This is a genomic window from Cupriavidus gilardii, from assembly GCF_013314895.1.
In the GTDB taxonomy this organism is placed as follows: domain Bacteria; phylum Pseudomonadota; class Gammaproteobacteria; order Burkholderiales; family Burkholderiaceae; genus Cupriavidus; species Cupriavidus gilardii_C.
In genome coordinates this window covers 1-15,332 of record NZ_JABTYE010000029.1, presented here as the reverse complement: position 1 = coordinate 15,332, position 15,332 = coordinate 1, and the positions used below count along the sequence as shown (strand labels likewise).

Annotated in this window: 14 protein-coding genes; 5 read left to right on the top strand and 9 right to left on the bottom strand. The window is 68.4% G+C overall.

Annotated features, from left to right (window positions below):
• Positions 1-137: 137 nt before the first annotated feature.
• The 6 genes from HTY53_RS21860 to HTY53_RS21835 form a co-directional block, all read right to left on the bottom strand.
• The gene (locus HTY53_RS21860; protein WP_438820983.1) at positions 138-1,121 is read right to left on the bottom strand and encodes a Bug family tripartite tricarboxylate transporter substrate binding protein; all 984 of its coding nucleotides are present in this window, start codon (positions 1,119-1,121) and stop codon (positions 138-140) included.
• Between the two features lie 283 nt (positions 1,122-1,404).
• Complete coding sequence (locus HTY53_RS21855) at positions 1,405-2,418, bottom strand: hypothetical protein (protein WP_174108701.1); 1,014 nt, start codon at positions 2,416-2,418, stop codon at positions 1,405-1,407.
• 416 nt (positions 2,419-2,834) lie between these two features.
• Positions 2,835-4,007 (bottom strand): thiolase, encoded by a 1,173-nt coding sequence (locus HTY53_RS21850; protein ID WP_174108699.1) that lies wholly within the window; start codon positions 4,005-4,007, stop codon positions 2,835-2,837.
• A 4-nt stretch (positions 4,008-4,011) separates the two neighbouring features.
• Positions 4,012-4,419: a Zn-ribbon domain-containing OB-fold protein gene (locus HTY53_RS21845; RefSeq protein WP_174108697.1), complete on the bottom strand. Its 408-nt coding sequence runs from the start codon at positions 4,417-4,419 to the stop codon at positions 4,012-4,014.
• A 248-nt stretch (positions 4,420-4,667) separates the two neighbouring features.
• Positions 4,668-6,254, bottom strand: a complete 1,587-nt coding sequence (locus HTY53_RS21840) for an acetolactate synthase large subunit (protein WP_174108695.1) — start codon at positions 6,252-6,254, stop codon at positions 4,668-4,670.
• A 73-nt stretch (positions 6,255-6,327) separates the two neighbouring features.
• Positions 6,328-7,095, bottom strand: a complete 768-nt coding sequence (locus tag HTY53_RS21835) for a GntR family transcriptional regulator (RefSeq protein WP_174108693.1) — start codon at positions 7,093-7,095, stop codon at positions 6,328-6,330.
• A gap of 336 nt (positions 7,096-7,431) precedes the next feature.
• On the opposite strand from HTY53_RS21835, the gene HTY53_RS21830 reads away from it, so the two are divergent.
• Positions 7,432-7,929 (top strand): acyl-CoA thioesterase, encoded by a 498-nt coding sequence (locus tag HTY53_RS21830; RefSeq protein WP_174108691.1) that lies wholly within the window; start codon positions 7,432-7,434, stop codon positions 7,927-7,929.
• Between the two features lie 43 nt (positions 7,930-7,972).
• Here HTY53_RS21830 and HTY53_RS21825 read toward each other — a convergent pair whose 3' ends face one another.
• Positions 7,973-9,475: a sensor histidine kinase gene (locus tag HTY53_RS21825; protein ID WP_174108689.1), complete on the bottom strand. Its 1,503-nt coding sequence runs from the start codon at positions 9,473-9,475 to the stop codon at positions 7,973-7,975.
• A gap of 407 nt (positions 9,476-9,882) precedes the next feature.
• Here HTY53_RS21825 and HTY53_RS21820 point away from each other — a divergent pair, with 407 nt between their 5' ends.
• Together HTY53_RS21820 and HTY53_RS21815 are read left to right on the top strand one after the other, a co-directional pair.
• The gene (locus HTY53_RS21820) at positions 9,883-10,791 is read left to right on the top strand and encodes a DMT family transporter (RefSeq protein ID WP_174108687.1); all 909 of its coding nucleotides are present in this window, start codon (positions 9,883-9,885) and stop codon (positions 10,789-10,791) included.
• Between the two features lie 217 nt (positions 10,792-11,008).
• Positions 11,009-11,452, top strand: coding sequence for an HU family DNA-binding protein (locus HTY53_RS21815; RefSeq protein WP_174108685.1), 444 nt, complete (start codon positions 11,009-11,011; stop codon positions 11,450-11,452).
• A gap of 156 nt (positions 11,453-11,608) precedes the next feature.
• On the opposite strand, the gene HTY53_RS21810 is transcribed toward HTY53_RS21815, so the two are convergent.
• Together HTY53_RS21810 and HTY53_RS21805 are read right to left on the bottom strand one after the other, a co-directional pair.
• On the bottom strand, positions 11,609-11,917 hold the full coding sequence (locus HTY53_RS21810; protein ID WP_174108683.1) for a hypothetical protein: 309 nt from the start codon (positions 11,915-11,917) through the stop codon (positions 11,609-11,611).
• A 270-nt stretch (positions 11,918-12,187) separates the two neighbouring features.
• Positions 12,188-13,012, bottom strand: coding sequence for a GntR family transcriptional regulator (locus HTY53_RS21805; protein WP_174108681.1), 825 nt, complete (start codon positions 13,010-13,012; stop codon positions 12,188-12,190).
• Between the two features lie 120 nt (positions 13,013-13,132).
• Between HTY53_RS21805 and HTY53_RS21800 the strand changes: the two genes are divergently transcribed.
• A complete protein-coding gene (locus tag HTY53_RS21800; protein ID WP_438820982.1) occupies positions 13,133-13,981 on the top strand; it encodes an enoyl-CoA hydratase/isomerase family protein in 849 nt (282 codons plus the stop codon).
• Positions 13,982-14,018: 37 nt separating this feature from the next.
• Positions 14,019-15,251 carry a CaiB/BaiF CoA transferase family protein gene (locus tag HTY53_RS21795; protein ID WP_174108679.1) on the top strand — a complete coding sequence of 411 codons (1,233 nt, stop codon included), beginning with the start codon at positions 14,019-14,021 and terminating at the stop codon, positions 15,249-15,251.
• The last annotated feature ends 81 nt before the right edge of the window (positions 15,252-15,332 follow it).

Here is a 15,332-nt window from a genome sequence, read left to right as displayed (position 1 = left end):
CCGGGCGCTCAACCGCGCATTCGTCGCTCGGGAAGTCGACGTCCCCGCGAAAGCGGGGACGCAGCGGCTTTCGAAGACGCTGGGTTCCCGCCTGCGCAGGAACGATACATCGGTTCTCTCCCTCTTCGACGGCGCGCTCACTCCACCTCGATCTTCGCCGTCTTCACCACCCCGCCCCACAGCTTCAGCTCGCGCTCGATCCGCTCCGCCAGCGGCTTCGGTCCGGTGATGTTCAGGTCGTAGCCGCCCTGCGTCATCCGCTGGCGGAAGGCTGGATCGTCGCCCACGGTCCGCTGCGCCTTGACCAGCGTGTCGACCACCTCTGCCGGCAGTTTGGGCGGCCCGATCAGCGCGTACCAGCCGGTCACCGCATAGTCCTTCAGCCCGGACTCGACCATCGTCGGGACATTGGGCAGCGCGGCATTGCGCTCCTTCGACGTCACCGCCAACGGCCGCACCTTGCCGCCCTGGATATGGCCGATCGCGGTGCCGGTGATGTCGAACATGAAGGCGATCTTGCCGCTGATCACGTCGGTCATCGCCGGCGAATTGCCCTTGTACGGCACGTGCAGCATCTTGACACCGCTCATCTGCGCCAGCAGCTCGGCCGACAGATGGTTGGACGCACCAACGCCGGCCGAGCCGAACGCCACCCCCTGCGGGTGCTTGCGGGCGTACTCGACCAGTTCGCCCACATTGCGGGCCGGGAAGTCCTTGTTGATCAGCAGCACGTTGGTGTAGTCGGTGATCAGCCCGATGTAGCTGAAGTCCCGGGTCGGATCGAAGTTGACCGCCTTCTGGATCAGCGGCGTCATCGTCATGGTCGGACTGGCGACGAAGTACAGCGTATAGCCGTCCGGCGGGGCCTTGGCGGTCAGCTCGGCGGCGATCGCGCCGCTGGCGCCGGCCCGGTTGTCGACGACTACCGGTTGTTTCAGCACCCGTCCGAGGTAATCGGCATAGACCCGCGCCGCGGTATCGACCGGGCCGCCTGGCGTATAGCCAACGATCAGCTTGATCGGCCGCGACGGATACGGCTCTGCGGCCGTGGCGCCTGCGCTCGCAGCCAGCGAGGCCACGCAGGCCAGTGGAACCAGCGCGCCAAGCACGGTCGCCAGCATGCCGGCCGGCCGCCATCGTGTTTGCTTCGTTGCCATGCGTCTCCTCCTGTGATCAACGGTCTGGCGCGGCCGGCGCACATTTTCTGTTTTGCGCACGCTTTGTCCGTATACATATAGAGGGACGCGCGGGCGACGGAAGCCCGGCGCTCCTGCCTACGCCATCACCGCAGTGTGTGGGCGCGCCGGAACGCTCGCCATTTGGATTTGGCTAAGGCGGCCTTTCGCCTGGCCGTGGGTGCGCCGCGGCAAATCGGCGGCCTTCGTACCGGCTACACCACGCCGCTCAATAGCAGCGCACCCCATCGTCGTCGGGCCATGCCGGCGCCGCTGTCGGAGCCGGCAACAGAAGACGCCGCTTTGCTTCCAGTTCGCGTGTGAGCGCTTCGACGCCGTGGATCGCCGCCCGATGCCCTTCCCGGCGCGGCCAATGGTTGCCGACGCGCACGATCACCGGCGCGCGCCCGTCGCGCGGCATCGGATAGACCTTCAGCTGAGCCCTGCCCGCGATCTCGCCGCGACATGGCAGCATCGACGGACGAAACAGCCGGATCAGCAGGCCCAGCAGCGCACCGCGCCAGTCGCCGGCCGCGAGCCTGTCGCGCACGCCAGGGCCGGGTAACGGCACCGCCTCGTGCATGCGCCGCGCGTCGCCCACGCGCACCGGCCGCATCCGGCAGCGCAGCAGTACGCGCTGCGGGTCGCCGCCATGCGGACGCGCGGTCCGGCGCCAGGGCTCGATCCGGAAGGCCAGGGACGCGCTGACCTCCGTTGCGGGTGCGGCCGCACTATCCTGTCCTCCCGGCCCGCCGCTGTCGGCCGCGATTTCGGCGCGGTCGGCCCCCGCGGCGTTCTCTCGAATGGAGGCCGCCTGCCAGCGAGAGAACTTGTGCAGGTGGATGTTGCCGGCGGCGTCCGCGGCAATCGTCAGGCTGCGCTGCACCGGTGGGGCGCCGGCCTTCACCGAGCGCTCGTCGCGGCAAACCAGCGCCTCGTCGGCGATCGCGGCGGCGCACTCCATCAGCGCGGCGCGCCTGGCAGCATCGCGGTTTCGTGGGCCATCGTCCACAGCGCCATGTAGGCCAAACAGGGCGCCAAGGCAATCGCTCAGCCGCATCAGTACCTTGATGCCCATCTCGGTCTCCAGCGCGGCATGTGCTGCCATGGGATCGGGGGCGCGGTCGCAGCGGCGTTGGCCGAAGCGGTACTCGCGTGCAAGGTCGGCGAAGATCGACCGCAAGCGCCGGCCGGAATCGGCCGCCAATCGCACTTCGATGCTGCCCGCGCCGAGGAACAGCATGGTCGCGGTGCGCGCCACCTGCGCGGCGTTGCGCGGCCGCAGCGGCGGCTGCCCCGAGCGGGATCGTGGATCGTGAATACGCGGCGCTGCGGGAAGAAGCGAAGGGGTCGCGCGGGCGGTAAGCGTCATGGTGCGGACAGACTCGAAGGGCAAGGCAAGGGCGCGTGGACGACCCACCGCCGGGAAACACCACCTTGCCGGTCTGCGGATCGCCACCACAGTCTCTAGACGAATGGCGCAGCGCGCGAGTTGACGGTAGCGGCCGGTTTCGCGAGGCTTTGGCCCGTTTGGTGTCGCCAAACAAAAAATGCGGACGAACGCGTTAAGACGTTCGTCCGCATTGCCTTGCGTGTCCGCTTTCCTGCTTGCCGCCTGCCGCGGCATGCCGTCGCAGCACCGGTTCGATGCCGGCCCCGTTACAGCGCCGCCGCAGTCCCCAGGATTGCGGTCGACTGGCTCGACAAGGTGCCGCCGTTGCCATGCACCAGCGCAATCTCCGCACCGGCGACCTGGCGCTGGCCGCATTCGCCGCGCAACTGCCGCACCGCCTCGATGGTGATGAACATGCCGTACATGCCCGGGTGCACGCACGACAGCCCGCCACCGTTGGTATTGACCGGCAGCCGGCCGCCGGGGGCGATGGCGCCGCCGCTGACGAACGGCCCGCCCTCCCCCTTGGCACAGAAGCCGAGGTCTTCGAGGAACAGCAGCGTGTTGATGGTGAACGCGTCGTACAGTTCGAGCACGTCGACATCGGCCGGCCTGACGCCCGCCATTGCGAAGGCGCGCTCGCCCGATTCCTTCGCCGCGCTGACGGTCAGGTCCGGCATGCTGGAGATCTGCCGGTGCCAGGTCGCGGTGGCGTTGCCGAGCACATAGACCGGCGGCTTGGCGAGATCCTTCGCGCGTTCGGCGCGCACCATCACATAGGCGCCGGCGCCGTCGGTGACGAGGCAACAGTCGCGCACCGACAGCGGGTCCGACACCATGCGCGCGTTCAGCACGTCGTCGATGCTCAGCGGATCGCGCATCAGCGCATCGGGATTCATCTGCGCCCACTGGCGCGCGGCCACCGCGACCTCGGCCAGATGCTCGCGCGTGGTGCCGTACTGGTGCATATGCCGCGCCGCCGCCAGGGCGTACGAGGTGATCGGCTGCATCGGCTGGTAAGGGTTCTCGTACGGCTGCGGATCCAGCACCGAGCGCACCTTGGCGATGCCGGCGCGGCCGACCGTCGAGGTGCGCTGATTGCTGCCGTAGCAGACCAGCACCGCATCGCACAGGCCGGCCTCCAGCGCCAGCATGGCGGGCAGCATATGGGCGACGAAGCTGGAGCCGCCGATCATCGTACTGTCGACGAACTTCGGATGGATGCCGAGATATTCGGCCACTGGCATCACCCACATGGTGGCGCCGACGCTGGCGGTGGCAATGCCGTCGATCTCGCGCATCGACATGCCGGCATCCTTGACCGCGGCCTTGGCCGCTTCCACCAGGATTTCCATTTCGGTCTTGCCGTAGGCCTCGCCCAGTCCGGCCTGTCCCACGCCCACGATGGCGACGCCACCGCGCAACGATTGTGCTGGCATCGCGTCAGCCCTCCATCGGATCGAACACCACCATGGCCGGGACGCCATCGCCCGCCGCGGGCGCCACGCGCGCCTTGACGCGCATGCCGATGCGTACCGCCTGCGGCGCCACGCCTTCCACCCGGCTCATCATGCGCACGCCTTCGTCCAGATCGATCAGCGCCACGTTGTAGTCGCCGCCGGCTTCCGGCTTGCGGCGCACGACGCTGGTCGAATAGACGGTGCCGGTGCCCTTCGGCTCGGTCCAGTCCAGCGCCTCGCCGCCGCAGTGCGGGCAGATATTGCGCGGATAGAACACGTGACGGTCGCAGTCGCGACAGTGCTGAATGCGAAAGCGCCCTTCGTTCAACAGGGCGGCGTAGACCCGGTCGGGCCCCTGATCGGGCTCCGCCGCGCTCGTTGGTGTTGTCATGCTGTCTCCTGGCTCGATGCCTTCCGCGGGCAGCTTGCCGCAGTCATTGGCGCTTGTGCAATTCGCTTGTCCGGAAGGCTGGATTATTTCGTCGCGAAGGGGGGCGCCCTTACCCTCTCCCCGGCCCTCTCCCGCAAGCGGGAGAGGGAGAACACCGTCGGCCGTTCGTCAGCGCGGCGGTTTGCTCCCCTCTCCCGCTTGCGGGAGAGGGGCCGGGGGAGAGGGCAAGCCCCGCGCCACCGCTACAGTCAAATCACCAGCTCGATCAAAAACGGTCCCTTGCGCTTGTTCGCCATCGCAAACAGATCGGCAAAGCTTTCCATATCGACCGCACGCGCACCCTCGACGCCCATGCCGGCGGCGAGCTTGACCCAGTCGAGATCGGGATTGCCGATATCGAGCATGTCGAGCGCAGTCTTGCCCGGGTTCGCGCCGACGCCGGCCAGTTCGCCCAGCAGGATCGCGTACTTGCGATTGGCCAGCACCACCACCGTGACATCGAGCTGCTCGCGCGCCATCGTCCACAGCGACTGCACGGTGTACATGCCGGAGCCATCGGCCTGCAGCGCGACCACGCGCCGATCGGGCACCGCCACCGCGGCACCGACCGCCAGCGGCAGCCCCGCGCCGATCGCGCCGCCGGTCAGCTGCAGCCAGTCGTGCGGGGCGGCATGCACCGTGCCGGGATAGAACGCGCGGCCGAAGCTGACGCTTTCCTCGACCACCACCGCCTGCTCGGGCAGCAGCGCACTCAGCGTCTGTGCGACGGCTTCCGAGGTCACCGCGCCCTTGGCAATGCCGGCCGGGGTGGCGGCCGGGGTGGCGCCATCGGGCACCGGCACCGCCGGCGCGCCGAGTGCGTCCGCCAGGCGGGCGAGCGCATCGGCCAGGTCCTGCTCAGGGCGCGCGAGCACATGGATTTGCGCGTCCTCGGGATAGGGGCGCGGCGACTTGCCCGGGTAGGCAAAGAACGTCACCGGCGGCGGCGCGCCGACCAGGATCACCTGTTGGATGCCGGCCAGCTTCCCGCGCGCCACGTCGCCCGAATAGGGCACGCGCTCCACCGCAAGACGGCCGCGCCCGCGCGACACGCGCGCGTTGGACATCGGCGTGATCAGGCGCGCGTCGGTGGCGGCAGCAATGCGATGCGCATCGGCCAGCGGCGCCTCGCGCAGCGCCGTGCCGGCCAGCACCAGCAGCGTCGGCCGGCCCGAGCGCAGCCAGCGCGCGGCCTGCTCGATCGCGTCGGGCGAAACCTTGGGCGCGGCCAGCGGCGGCATCGGCGCGGCCACCTGGCCGCCCTCGTCCCAGCAGACATCGGACGGCAGGATCAGGCTGGCCACGCCACCGGGCGCGGCGCAGGCCGCCTGCACCGCGGCGGCGGCATCGGCGCCGACCTGATCGGCGCGCTGCGCAGTACGGGTCCACACCGAGACGGGACGCGCCCAGCCCTCGGTGTCCGCGGTCAGCGGCGCATCGAGCGGACGGTGGTAGGTCGCCTGGTCGCCGATGATATTGACGATCGGCGTCTGCGCGCGCCGCGCGTTGTGCAGATTGGCCAGGCCGTTGGCCAGGCCCGGTCCGCAATGCAGCAGCGTCGCCGCCGGTTTGTCCGCCATGCGGGCATAGCCGTCGGCCGCGCCCGTCACCACGCCTTCGAACAAACCCAGCACGCAGCGCATGCCGGGAATGCGGTCGAGCGCCGCGACGAAATGCATTTCGCTGGTGCCCGGGTTGGCGAAGCAGGTATCGACGCCGCAGGCGAGCAGGGTCTTGACCAGGCTTTCGGCGCCGTTGAGCGTCTGCCCGGGTTGCTGGGATCGGTTCGTGTCCATATTGCGCGCTTCCTTGTTCTCAGGTCGGTCGATTCGAAATCAGGTGGGGATCGGGTGTTGCATGCGTTCGGCCTCAGCCCGCCACGCCGCCCGGATCGAGCAGGTCGAAGTCGAGGCAAACGTATTCGGTCGGAAATTCGATGCGGGCGTAATAGACGATCACGCCGTCGGCGCAGGCATGGCGCCGCAGTTCGGCCACCGGCGCGCCGACGGGCAGTGCGAGAGCCGCGGCCGATTCCGCGCCGGCGGCGATGATCGACAGGCGCTGGCGCGCACTCGATACCCGCAGCCCGGGAAAGCGGTCCAGCACCGGCATCGAGGCGCCCTGCCGGAACGCGCGCGGATTGCGCGCGAACAGCGTTTCCTCGATATAGACCTCGCCCAGCGCAAAGGGACGGCCGTCGAGCCGGTGCAGGCGGCGCAGGAAATGGTAGGCGGGCGCGCGCTCGGCTTCGCATGGCATGCCGAGTTCGTCCGGCAACGGCACGCTGCCCGACGACTCGACCAGCGCCTCGGTGCCGAGCTGTTCGCCGACCTCGACCGCCTGGCCCCATGTGACCGGCAGCGACACCGGCCGGCGCCGCTTGCCACCGCCCTTGACGAAGGTGCCGCGCCCGCGCGAGCGCGCGACCAGTCCTTCGTCGTCCAGCACCGTCAGCGCGTGATGCATCGTCATGCGCGCGACCCCGTACTGGCGGCACAGATCCTCCAGCGACGGGATACGTTCGCCCGGACGCCAGACGCCGCTCTCGATGCGGCGGCGAAAGATGGTCGCCAGTTGCAGATAGACCGGTTCGCGGCTGCGCGACAGCAGTTCGGTCGAGGACAGGGAATCAGGCATCGAAGGCGGCAGACGAAGGGGCCGGTGTGCGGCGCCAGGCCGCGGATGGACGCGAGACAAACGAACGCCGGGCGCCCCCCGAAAGGGGGCTCGGCGAACTGCCACTGTAATAAGGTCTAGTTACCTATACCACTAGGGTTTACCGCGGGTTGGTGCGCCATCCCGCAGTCAGCGACGGGCCCCAATGGCAAGTTCTGCTTACGTGCGCCGGCCCGCGTCTACCCGCAAAGGTTGGGTGACGTCCGTGCGGGGTCTGCGGCCAGAATGCGGCATGCCCCCTCTCCCCCGGGGCAAGCGCGGCTGCCGCTCGCAGCCACCCATCCAGGAGTTATTTCCATGCTGATGCGAGACGTGATCCCCCACATCCTGAACCGCGGCACCAACCCGCTCGCGCAGGATCGGGTCGAGACCCCTCCCCGCAAGACGTTCCACCACACGATCGACATCTATCTGAAGGACTCCAACGCCTTCATGAACACCTACTTCGCGCGTTATTTCGAGTGGCAGGGCATCTGCCGCGAGCGCTGGTTCCACGAATGCATCCACGGCAATCTGCTGGCCGCGGGCGGCGTCTTCGTGACCAAGCGCGCGCACCAGGAATATGTCGAGGAAACCTTCCCGTTCCAGCGTGTGGACTGCTACCTGAACACGTTCCAGGTCAAGCAGTGCTCGGCGTATCTGCTGTTCCGCTTTTGCGTCGACGAGCGGCCGGTCTCGCTGGGCTACCAGCAGATCGTGTTCGCCGACAAGGAAAAGCGAATCGCACGGTTCCCGAAGGAGATCGTCGAGCGGGTCAAGGAGTATGAGGTGACCGCGCCGGTGCTGGCCAACTAGCCGGGCCGGCCACTCGGCCGACCCCCGTGGCACGGCCGCCGTCTCAGGCGGCCGTGCCCTGGCCGAGCGGCTGGATCGACTGGATGGGCTGAATCGGCTCGCGCGTTTCCAGCGTGCCGATGGTGGCGGCGGGACTCGCCGGCTCCGGCGGGTCCGCCAGCACCGCGGCCGGCAGATGCAGCGTGAAGACGGTATGGCGGCCGGGTGCCGATTCGCATTCGATGCGGCCGGCGAAGGCCTCCATCACGCGCCGGCAGAACGCCAGGCCCATGCCGGCGCCGCTGCCGTGCGGCTTGGTGGAGAAGAAGGGATCGAAAATGCGCGGCAGCACATCCGGCGGGATGCCGGGGCCGGTATCGCGCACGCGCAACTGATAGAAACCGCCCGACTCGCGCGCCGAGATCTCGATCCGGCCGCCGGCCTCGCCCTGCTGCGCGCGCATCGCCTGCAGCGCATTCTTCAGCAGATTGAACAGGACATAGACCAGCAGCGTATCGGAACCGCGGAAACGCCAGCCTGCCGGTATCTGCTGCACCGACACGCGCTCGCGTTCGCCGGCGCGGAACGGATAGCGCTCCAGCGCGGAGTCGACGCATTGCGCCACGCCATGCGGCACGAAGCTGCCGCGGTCGAGCCGCTCCAGCGTGATCGAGGCCAGCGCCATCTCGATCACGGCCTGCGTGCCGTCGACCTCGCTGCGGATCGCGCCCAGCAGCATCGGCAGCCGCTCGAGCTGGCCCGGACGCAACCGGTCCTCGATCAGGCCGTGCTCCACCGCGCGGCGATAGCCGTCCAGCACCGTGGGCCAGGCTACGGCCAGTTCCTGCGTCTGCATGCGGATCGTCGCCAGCGGCGTGCGCACCTCGTGGGCCACGGTGGCGGCCAGCGAGTACGGATGCATCAGGTCGTAGCGCACGATCGACAGCGCGATGATGCCCAGGCTCACGGCGATGAAGACCACGCCGGGCGGATAGAAGTCCTGCCCGTAGTTGACCGCATAGTCGATCGCCGCCAGCGAATACAGGCCCAGGCTCCACAGGCACAGCGTCAGCCGCTTGCGCTTCTCGCCGACCGCGGTGCGGCGCGCATCGAGCAGCAGCCAGCCGCTGCGCAGCGCCAGCAGCACGGTCTGCACGACATGCAGCGGATGCAGGCTGCCCGCGCGCGGGTAGTTGCCGAAGCTGTAGAGGTAGTAGTCGGAAACCAGCCGATCGGAAGTCAGCAGCACCACCGCCAGCAGCAGCGACACGCCGTACGACACCAGCAGCCACGGCCGCTCGCCGCGGCGCTCGGTGACCTCGGTGATGAAGTGATAGAAGGTGGTCGGCAGGAAGACGATGAACAGATAGCCGACCCTGGCCAGCAGCAGCGCCACGTCGGGATGCGTCGTCTGGAACAGGAAGGCCCAGGTGCCCTGCCACGCGAACGTGGTCGCGCACATCAGAAAGAACGTGATGGTCAGACGCGTGACGCCCTTCGTCACCAGCACATAGAGGCCGTAACCGAGAAAGATCGACGAGACGAAGGCGGGCAGGATGGCGTACATGGCGGGACCGTTTGAGCTGCCAGACCGGCGGAAAGCGGACATGGTATGCCCTAACGCTCCGCCGCCGTACTGATTTCGGTTGCACTCTGCGGTAACCGGGGTTGAATACGCCATCCCCGATCGGGGGTAGCACGCCGGTAGGGTTGCAGGCCCTGACGTCGGCAATACCGCCCGCAATACTGCCTGCAATTCTGCCGCAACACCCCGGCAATACTGCCCGCAATACCCCCTGCAAAACCGGGGCCGAGCGTATCCGCAGCGGCCGTTGACTGCATAATGCGCGCTCCACTTGCTACGCCACCGCGCCGACGGCAACGGCGGTTGGCGACGCTGCGCCCCGGCCGATATGTCCGCTCCCCGCCTGCGCCGCCGTCACCGACGACCGTGCCTTCGCGCACTCCAGACGCATGCCCTCCTCTCCGATCGCCGGCTCGCGGGCCGGCTGGCTGACCCTCTTCCTGCTCGCCTTTCCGCCGCTGAGCTGGGCCGGCAACGCCATCGTCGGCCATCTGGCCGCCGGCGCCGTGCCGCCCATCACGCTGAACTTCCTGCGCTGGCTGCTGGCCGGCCTGCTGCTGACGCCGCTGGCCTGGAACGGCGTGCGCCAGCATGCGGCCGCGCTGCGGCGCCATGCAGGTCTGATCCTGGCGCTGGGCGTGCTGTCGATCGCCAGCTATAACGCGCTGCAATATCTGGCGCTGACGACGTCGACGCCGATCAACGTGACGCTGATCGGCGCCTCGATGCCGCTGTTCCTGCTGGCGGTCGGCGTGACCTTCTTTCGCGAACCGGCCACGCGCAGCCATATCAGCGGCGCGCTGCTTTGCCTGGTCGGCGTGACCTTCGTGCTGGTGCGCGGCGAACTCGGCCGGCTCGCCCAGCTCGACTTCGTGCCCGGCGATCTGTTCATGCTGGCGGCCACGCTGGCCTGGAGCGGCTATACGTGGCTGCTGCGCAAGCAGCGGCCGGCGCTGCCGCTGATCGTGCTGCTGTACGCGCAGATCGTCGCCGGCGTGATCGTCAGCGTGCCGTTCGTCGCCTGGGAACTGGGCATCGCGGGCCAGACCATCGTCTGGAGTGGCAAGACGGTCGGCATCCTGGCCTACGTCGCCACGGTGCCGTCGCTGCTGGCGTATTTCGCCTGGGATCGCGCGGTGGCGCGTGCCGGCGCGCAGCTGCCGGTGTTCTTCGTCACGCTGACGCCGGCCTTCGCCGCGATCCTCTCCACGCTGCTGCTGGGCGAGTGGCCGAACTGGTATCACGGCGTCGGACTGGCTGCGATCGTGGCCGGCATCTGGGTCTCGCAGCGCCGCTGATCGGTGCCTGGCATCGCGCCGTCTGCATCATGACCACGGCGACGGACACCAAGATGGTGGCATCCGCGCGACAGATTGCGCGACCCAATCGCGAAATCGCGCCGAAAACCCCTTGAAAATAGGCACCCTTCGCCCATTTTGCTATTCTGTGCGCGGCGCTGCCCGGCGGTTTCCGACGGTCCCGCGCTCCAACATTGAACCTGTTCACGACATCGATATGGCCACCAAAGCTAAACCGACCGCGAAGACTGCAGCAACCAAGACCGCCGCCAAGGCGCCCGCCAAGAAGGCCGCCGCTCCGGTGAAGGCCGCAAAGAAGGCGGCGCCGGCAGCAGCGCCGACGCCCAAGCCGCTGAAGGACACCTTCAACAAGTCCAGCCTGGTGTCGCACCTGGTCGCGCAGACCGAGCTCGATCCGAAGACGGTCAAGACCGTGCTGGCCCAGCTGGAAAGCACCATGATCGGCGCGCTGAACAAGAAGGGCGCAGGCGAATTCACGCTGCCCGGCCTGCTGAAGATCACCGCCGTGCAGGTGCCCGCCACGAAGAAGCGTTTCGGCAAGAACCCGTTCACCGGCGAAGAGCAGTGGTTCGCTGCCAAGCCGGCGTCGGTCAAGGTCAAGGTCCGCGCGCTGAAGAAGCTGAAGGACGCGGCGCTGTAAGAGGCTGCCCTTGCAGTTGCCCCGGCGCGTATCCCGCGCCGGCATGCAAAAACCCTCGCCTCACTGAGACGAGGGTTTTTTATTGGCGGCGTTCCATTGGCGGCTTTCTATCGGCCATCGGCCGCAAGCTGCCAGCCGATGACACCGCGCACCGTCTTAGCGCGTCCAATACCCCGGCCGGCGCACCACATGCCCGTGCGAGTCCCGGACCCAGCGCTCGGGCACATAGCGGTGTCCCGGGCGGGACACGTAGTGGCCGTGGCCATAGTGCGGACGGGCATGGTGGCGATAGCGATCATGACGATAGTGATGTCGCGCATGCGGATGGGCCGGACGATAGTGCTCGTGCCGTTCGTATCCATGCCGATGATCGTGGCGGTCCGAATGTGCCTGGGCGGGCGAGACCAGCCCGAACATCGCGCCGGCGGCAAGGGTTCCGAGTGCGATCAGCCATTGGCGAGTCATGTTTTTCTCCTGATGCGCGGCCGGGCTTGGCGGCGCGTTGAACATGGCTCGACTGTAGCGATGCGTCGCGGTCTCGAACGGATGCAGTTGTAAGGCCGTCTCACAAGCATCGCGCGCCCGGTATCGGTGCCGACGTGGTGCCTGCCATCACGGATGCCCTTGCCGGCGCGAGGCTGGCGGCCTTCATGCCGGCCTTTCCACCCTGCTGCCGGCCGGACGGCCGTGCTTGCCGCGTAATGCGGCGTTACAGCCGAAATACCTGATTGCGTTCTATCGCGCCGCCGCGGCCTCGCGTTCGCGCGCTTCGCGCATCGCCAACGCCTTCTTCTGCAGCGCATGCCCGCGCATCAGCGTCTCGACCGTAGCGCCATCGCGCGCCAGCAAGGCGGTGACGAAGCGCTGGTGATCTTCCACCCCGTGAGCCCATTCGTCCCGGTCCTGATTCGAGCGGAAGCGCAGGTTCTGCACGCGCAGATTGAGGCGGCGATGGGTGTCGGCCAGCGTCGGGTTATGGGCCGCCGCGCTGATCGCCAGATGGGTGCCCATGCTGGCCTCGTAGTAGGCGTGCAGATCGCGCGCGGCATAGGCGTCGAGCATCGCGCGATGCAGGCGCCCGATCTGCGCGAGCTCCTCGTCGCTGGCCTTCTCCGCGGCGAGCCGTCCGGTCAGCCCTTCCAGCACGGCCAGCACATCGAACAGGTCGGCCACGTCCTTCTCCGACATTGCGATCACCTGCGCGCCGCGCTTGGGCAGCAGCATCACCAGGCCGTCGGCGGCCAGGATGCGATAGGCCTCGCGCAGCGGCGTGCGCGAGACGCGCAGCCGCTCGCACAGATCGCGCTCGTTGAGCCAGACGCCGGGCACCAGCGTGCCGTCGATGATCAATTGCCGCAGCCGCTCGGCGACCACGGCGGCCAGCGTCGGGTGGGCGATCGCGAGGGGGTCGTCACCCTGCGCCGACAGGCCGGCTGCCGCCGCGGCGGTGCCGGTGCGGCGACCGCGTTCGCCGCCGCTGCGTGCCGGTGGCAGGGCCGGCGCCAGCGTAGCCGGCGCGTCTTCCGGCGCAATTTCCGGCAGGTCTTCCGGGTAAACCATGGGCGATGCGTCCTTTGTGATGGCATTGATTTGGGATATGGTATACCAAATCAATGCCAAGGCAAGACGGCCGGTCTGCGGCCCGCAGCCGAGTCCACCAACCCGCCAGGAGCGCCTTCCATGACCGCGATGTCCGCCTCCGCTTCCCCCGCTTCCCCCGCTTCTCTCGCTTCCCAGCAAGACAGCGCCGACGACAGCCCCGTGCTGACGATCCGCGACGGCGCCATCGCCACCGTGGTGCTCAATCGCCCCGCCAAGCTCAACGCGATGACGCTGTCGATGTGGCAGGAACTGGGCGAGTCCTTCCGCACCCTCTCCGCCGACGACAGCGTGCGCTGCGTGATCGTGCGCGGCGCCGGCGAGCGGGCCTTCTCGCCCGGCAACGATATCGGCGAGTTCGCGCAGGCGCGCTCGAACAAGGCGCAGGCCACCGCCTACGGCAAGGTGATGCACGCCACCGCGCAGGCGCTGCAGGACTGCCGGCATCCCGTGGTCGCGCAGATCCATGGCATCTGCGTCGGCGGTGGACTCGAGATCGCGGCGATGGCGGATATCCGCATCTGCGGCCAGGGCAGCCGTTTCGGCGCGCCGATCAAGAATCTCGGGCTGGTGATGGCCCATGCGGAAATGGCCCCGCTGATCCGGCTGATCGGCGAATCGCGGACGCTGGAGCTGCTGTTCGAAGGCAGGATCGTCGGCGCCGACGAGGCGCATGGCATGGGGTTGGTGTCGCGCGTGGTGCCCGACGATCAGGTCGCCGCCGAAGCGGCCGCGACCGCGCAGCGCATCGCCAGCGGCGCGCCGTTGGTGGCGCGCTGGCACAAGAAGTTCGCGCGCCAGCTGGCGGCCGGCACGCCGCTGGGCGAGCGCGAGCGCGACGAAGCCTTCGACTGCTTCGACACCGAGGACTTCCGCACCGGCTACCGCGCCTTCCTCGCCAAGCAGACCCCCGAGTTCCACGGCCGCTGAGCGGCATTCATTTCGAAGGACGGTGATGGCATCTTCCATGCACTCCGATCGCTCTCCCCAGGCCGGCGCGCTGTCCGGCATGCGCGTGCTCGAACTGGCGCAGATCATGGCCGGTCCGACCTGCGGCATGATGCTGGCCGATCTCGGCGCCGACGTAATCAAGATCGAGAAGACCGACGGCGGCGACGATGCGCGCGGCTATCAGGATCCGCGCATCAACGGCGTGTCGGCGCCCTTCCTGATTCTGAACCGCAACAAGCGCGCAATCGCGCTGGATCTGAAGACGCCCGAAGGCAGAGAGGTGCTGTTGCGGATGGTGCGCGATGCCGACGTGCTGATCGAGAACTTCCGCAAGGGCACGATGGAGAAGCTGGGGCTCGGCTACGACGTGCTGTCGGAAATCAATCCCGGCCTGATCTATTGCGCGATCTCGGGCTATGGCCGCACCGGCCCGGCCGCCGACAAGGGCGGCTTCGATCTGATCGCGCAGGGCTATACCGGGCTGATGAGCATCACCGGCGAGGAAGGCGGTCCGCCGCTGCGCACCGGCAACTCGATCGCCGACATCAACGCCGGCATCCTGGCCGCGGTTGGCATCCTGGCCGCCTATCAGCACAAGCAGAAGACCGGGCGCGGCCAGATCGTCGAGACCTCGCTGATCGAGGCCGGGCTGCAGCAGCTGTACTGGCATGCGGCCATCCATTTCGCTACCGGCGAATCGCCGGGCCCGAGCGGCTCGGCGCACGTGTTGGCCACACCGTACCAGGCGTTTCCGACGCAGGACGGGCACATCATCGTCGGCGGCGCCAACGAGAAGAACTGGGAACGGATCGCGCAGGTGCTGGGCAAACCAGAGTGGCTGAGCGATCCGCGCTATCGGCGGAACTCGGACCGCATGCGCCATCGCGACACGCTGCTGCCGGCCATCGCGGAAATCCTGCGCACGAAGCCGTCGGCCGAGTGGCTGGCGGTTTTCGACGAGGCCGGGGTGCCCGCCGGGCCGGTGCATTCGATCGGCGAGGCGCTGTCGCACCCGCAGACGCTGGCGCGCGAGATGGTGGTCGAGCAGCAGCATCCCGAGGCCGGGCCGGTCAAGAGCATCGGCCTGCCGATCAAGCTGTCGGAGACGCCGGCGCGGTACGTGCGACCGTCGCCGCGGCTGGGCGAGGACACGCGGGCGTTGCTGGCCGAGTGCGGGTATGGGGAGGCGGAGATTGCCCGGATGCTGCGGGCCGGTGTGGTTCGGGACGTTACTGGGGCGGAGGGTTAGCGAGCGCCGCTTGCCCTCTCCCCCGCTCCTCCCCCGCCCCTCTCCCGCTTGCGGGAGAGGGGCGGGGGAGGAGCGGGGGAG

Coding starts and splice junctions, on each gene's coding strand:
- HTY53_RS21860 (WP_438820983.1), bottom strand. CDS start 1,121: ATGCTGGCGACCGTGCTTGGCGCGCTGGTTCCACTGGCCTGCGTGGCC.
- HTY53_RS21855 (WP_174108701.1), bottom strand. CDS start 2,418: ATGCTGTTCCTCGGCGCGGGCAGCATCGAAGTGCGATTGGCGGCCGAT.
- HTY53_RS21850 (WP_174108699.1), bottom strand. CDS start 4,007: ATGCCAGCACAATCGTTGCGCGGTGGCGTCGCCATCGTGGGCGTGGGA.
- HTY53_RS21845 (WP_174108697.1), bottom strand. CDS start 4,419: ATGACAACACCAACGAGCGCGGCGGAGCCCGATCAGGGGCCCGACCGG.
- HTY53_RS21840 (WP_174108695.1), bottom strand. CDS start 6,254: ATGGACACGAACCGATCCCAGCAACCCGGGCAGACGCTCAACGGCGCC.
- HTY53_RS21835 (WP_174108693.1), bottom strand. CDS start 7,095: ATGCCTGATTCCCTGTCCTCGACCGAACTGCTGTCGCGCAGCCGCGAA.
- HTY53_RS21830 (WP_174108691.1), top strand. CDS start 7,432: ATGCTGATGCGAGACGTGATCCCCCACATCCTGAACCGCGGCACCAAC.
- HTY53_RS21825 (WP_174108689.1), bottom strand. CDS start 9,475: ATGTACGCCATCCTGCCCGCCTTCGTCTCGTCGATCTTTCTCGGTTAC.
- HTY53_RS21820 (WP_174108687.1), top strand. CDS start 9,883: ATGCCCTCCTCTCCGATCGCCGGCTCGCGGGCCGGCTGGCTGACCCTC.
- HTY53_RS21815 (WP_174108685.1), top strand. CDS start 11,009: ATGGCCACCAAAGCTAAACCGACCGCGAAGACTGCAGCAACCAAGACC.
- HTY53_RS21810 (WP_174108683.1), bottom strand. CDS start 11,917: ATGACTCGCCAATGGCTGATCGCACTCGGAACCCTTGCCGCCGGCGCG.
- HTY53_RS21805 (WP_174108681.1), bottom strand. CDS start 13,012: ATGGTTTACCCGGAAGACCTGCCGGAAATTGCGCCGGAAGACGCGCCG.
- HTY53_RS21800 (WP_438820982.1), top strand. CDS start 13,133: ATGACCGCGATGTCCGCCTCCGCTTCCCCCGCTTCCCCCGCTTCTCTC.
- HTY53_RS21795 (WP_174108679.1), top strand. CDS start 14,019: ATGCACTCCGATCGCTCTCCCCAGGCCGGCGCGCTGTCCGGCATGCGC.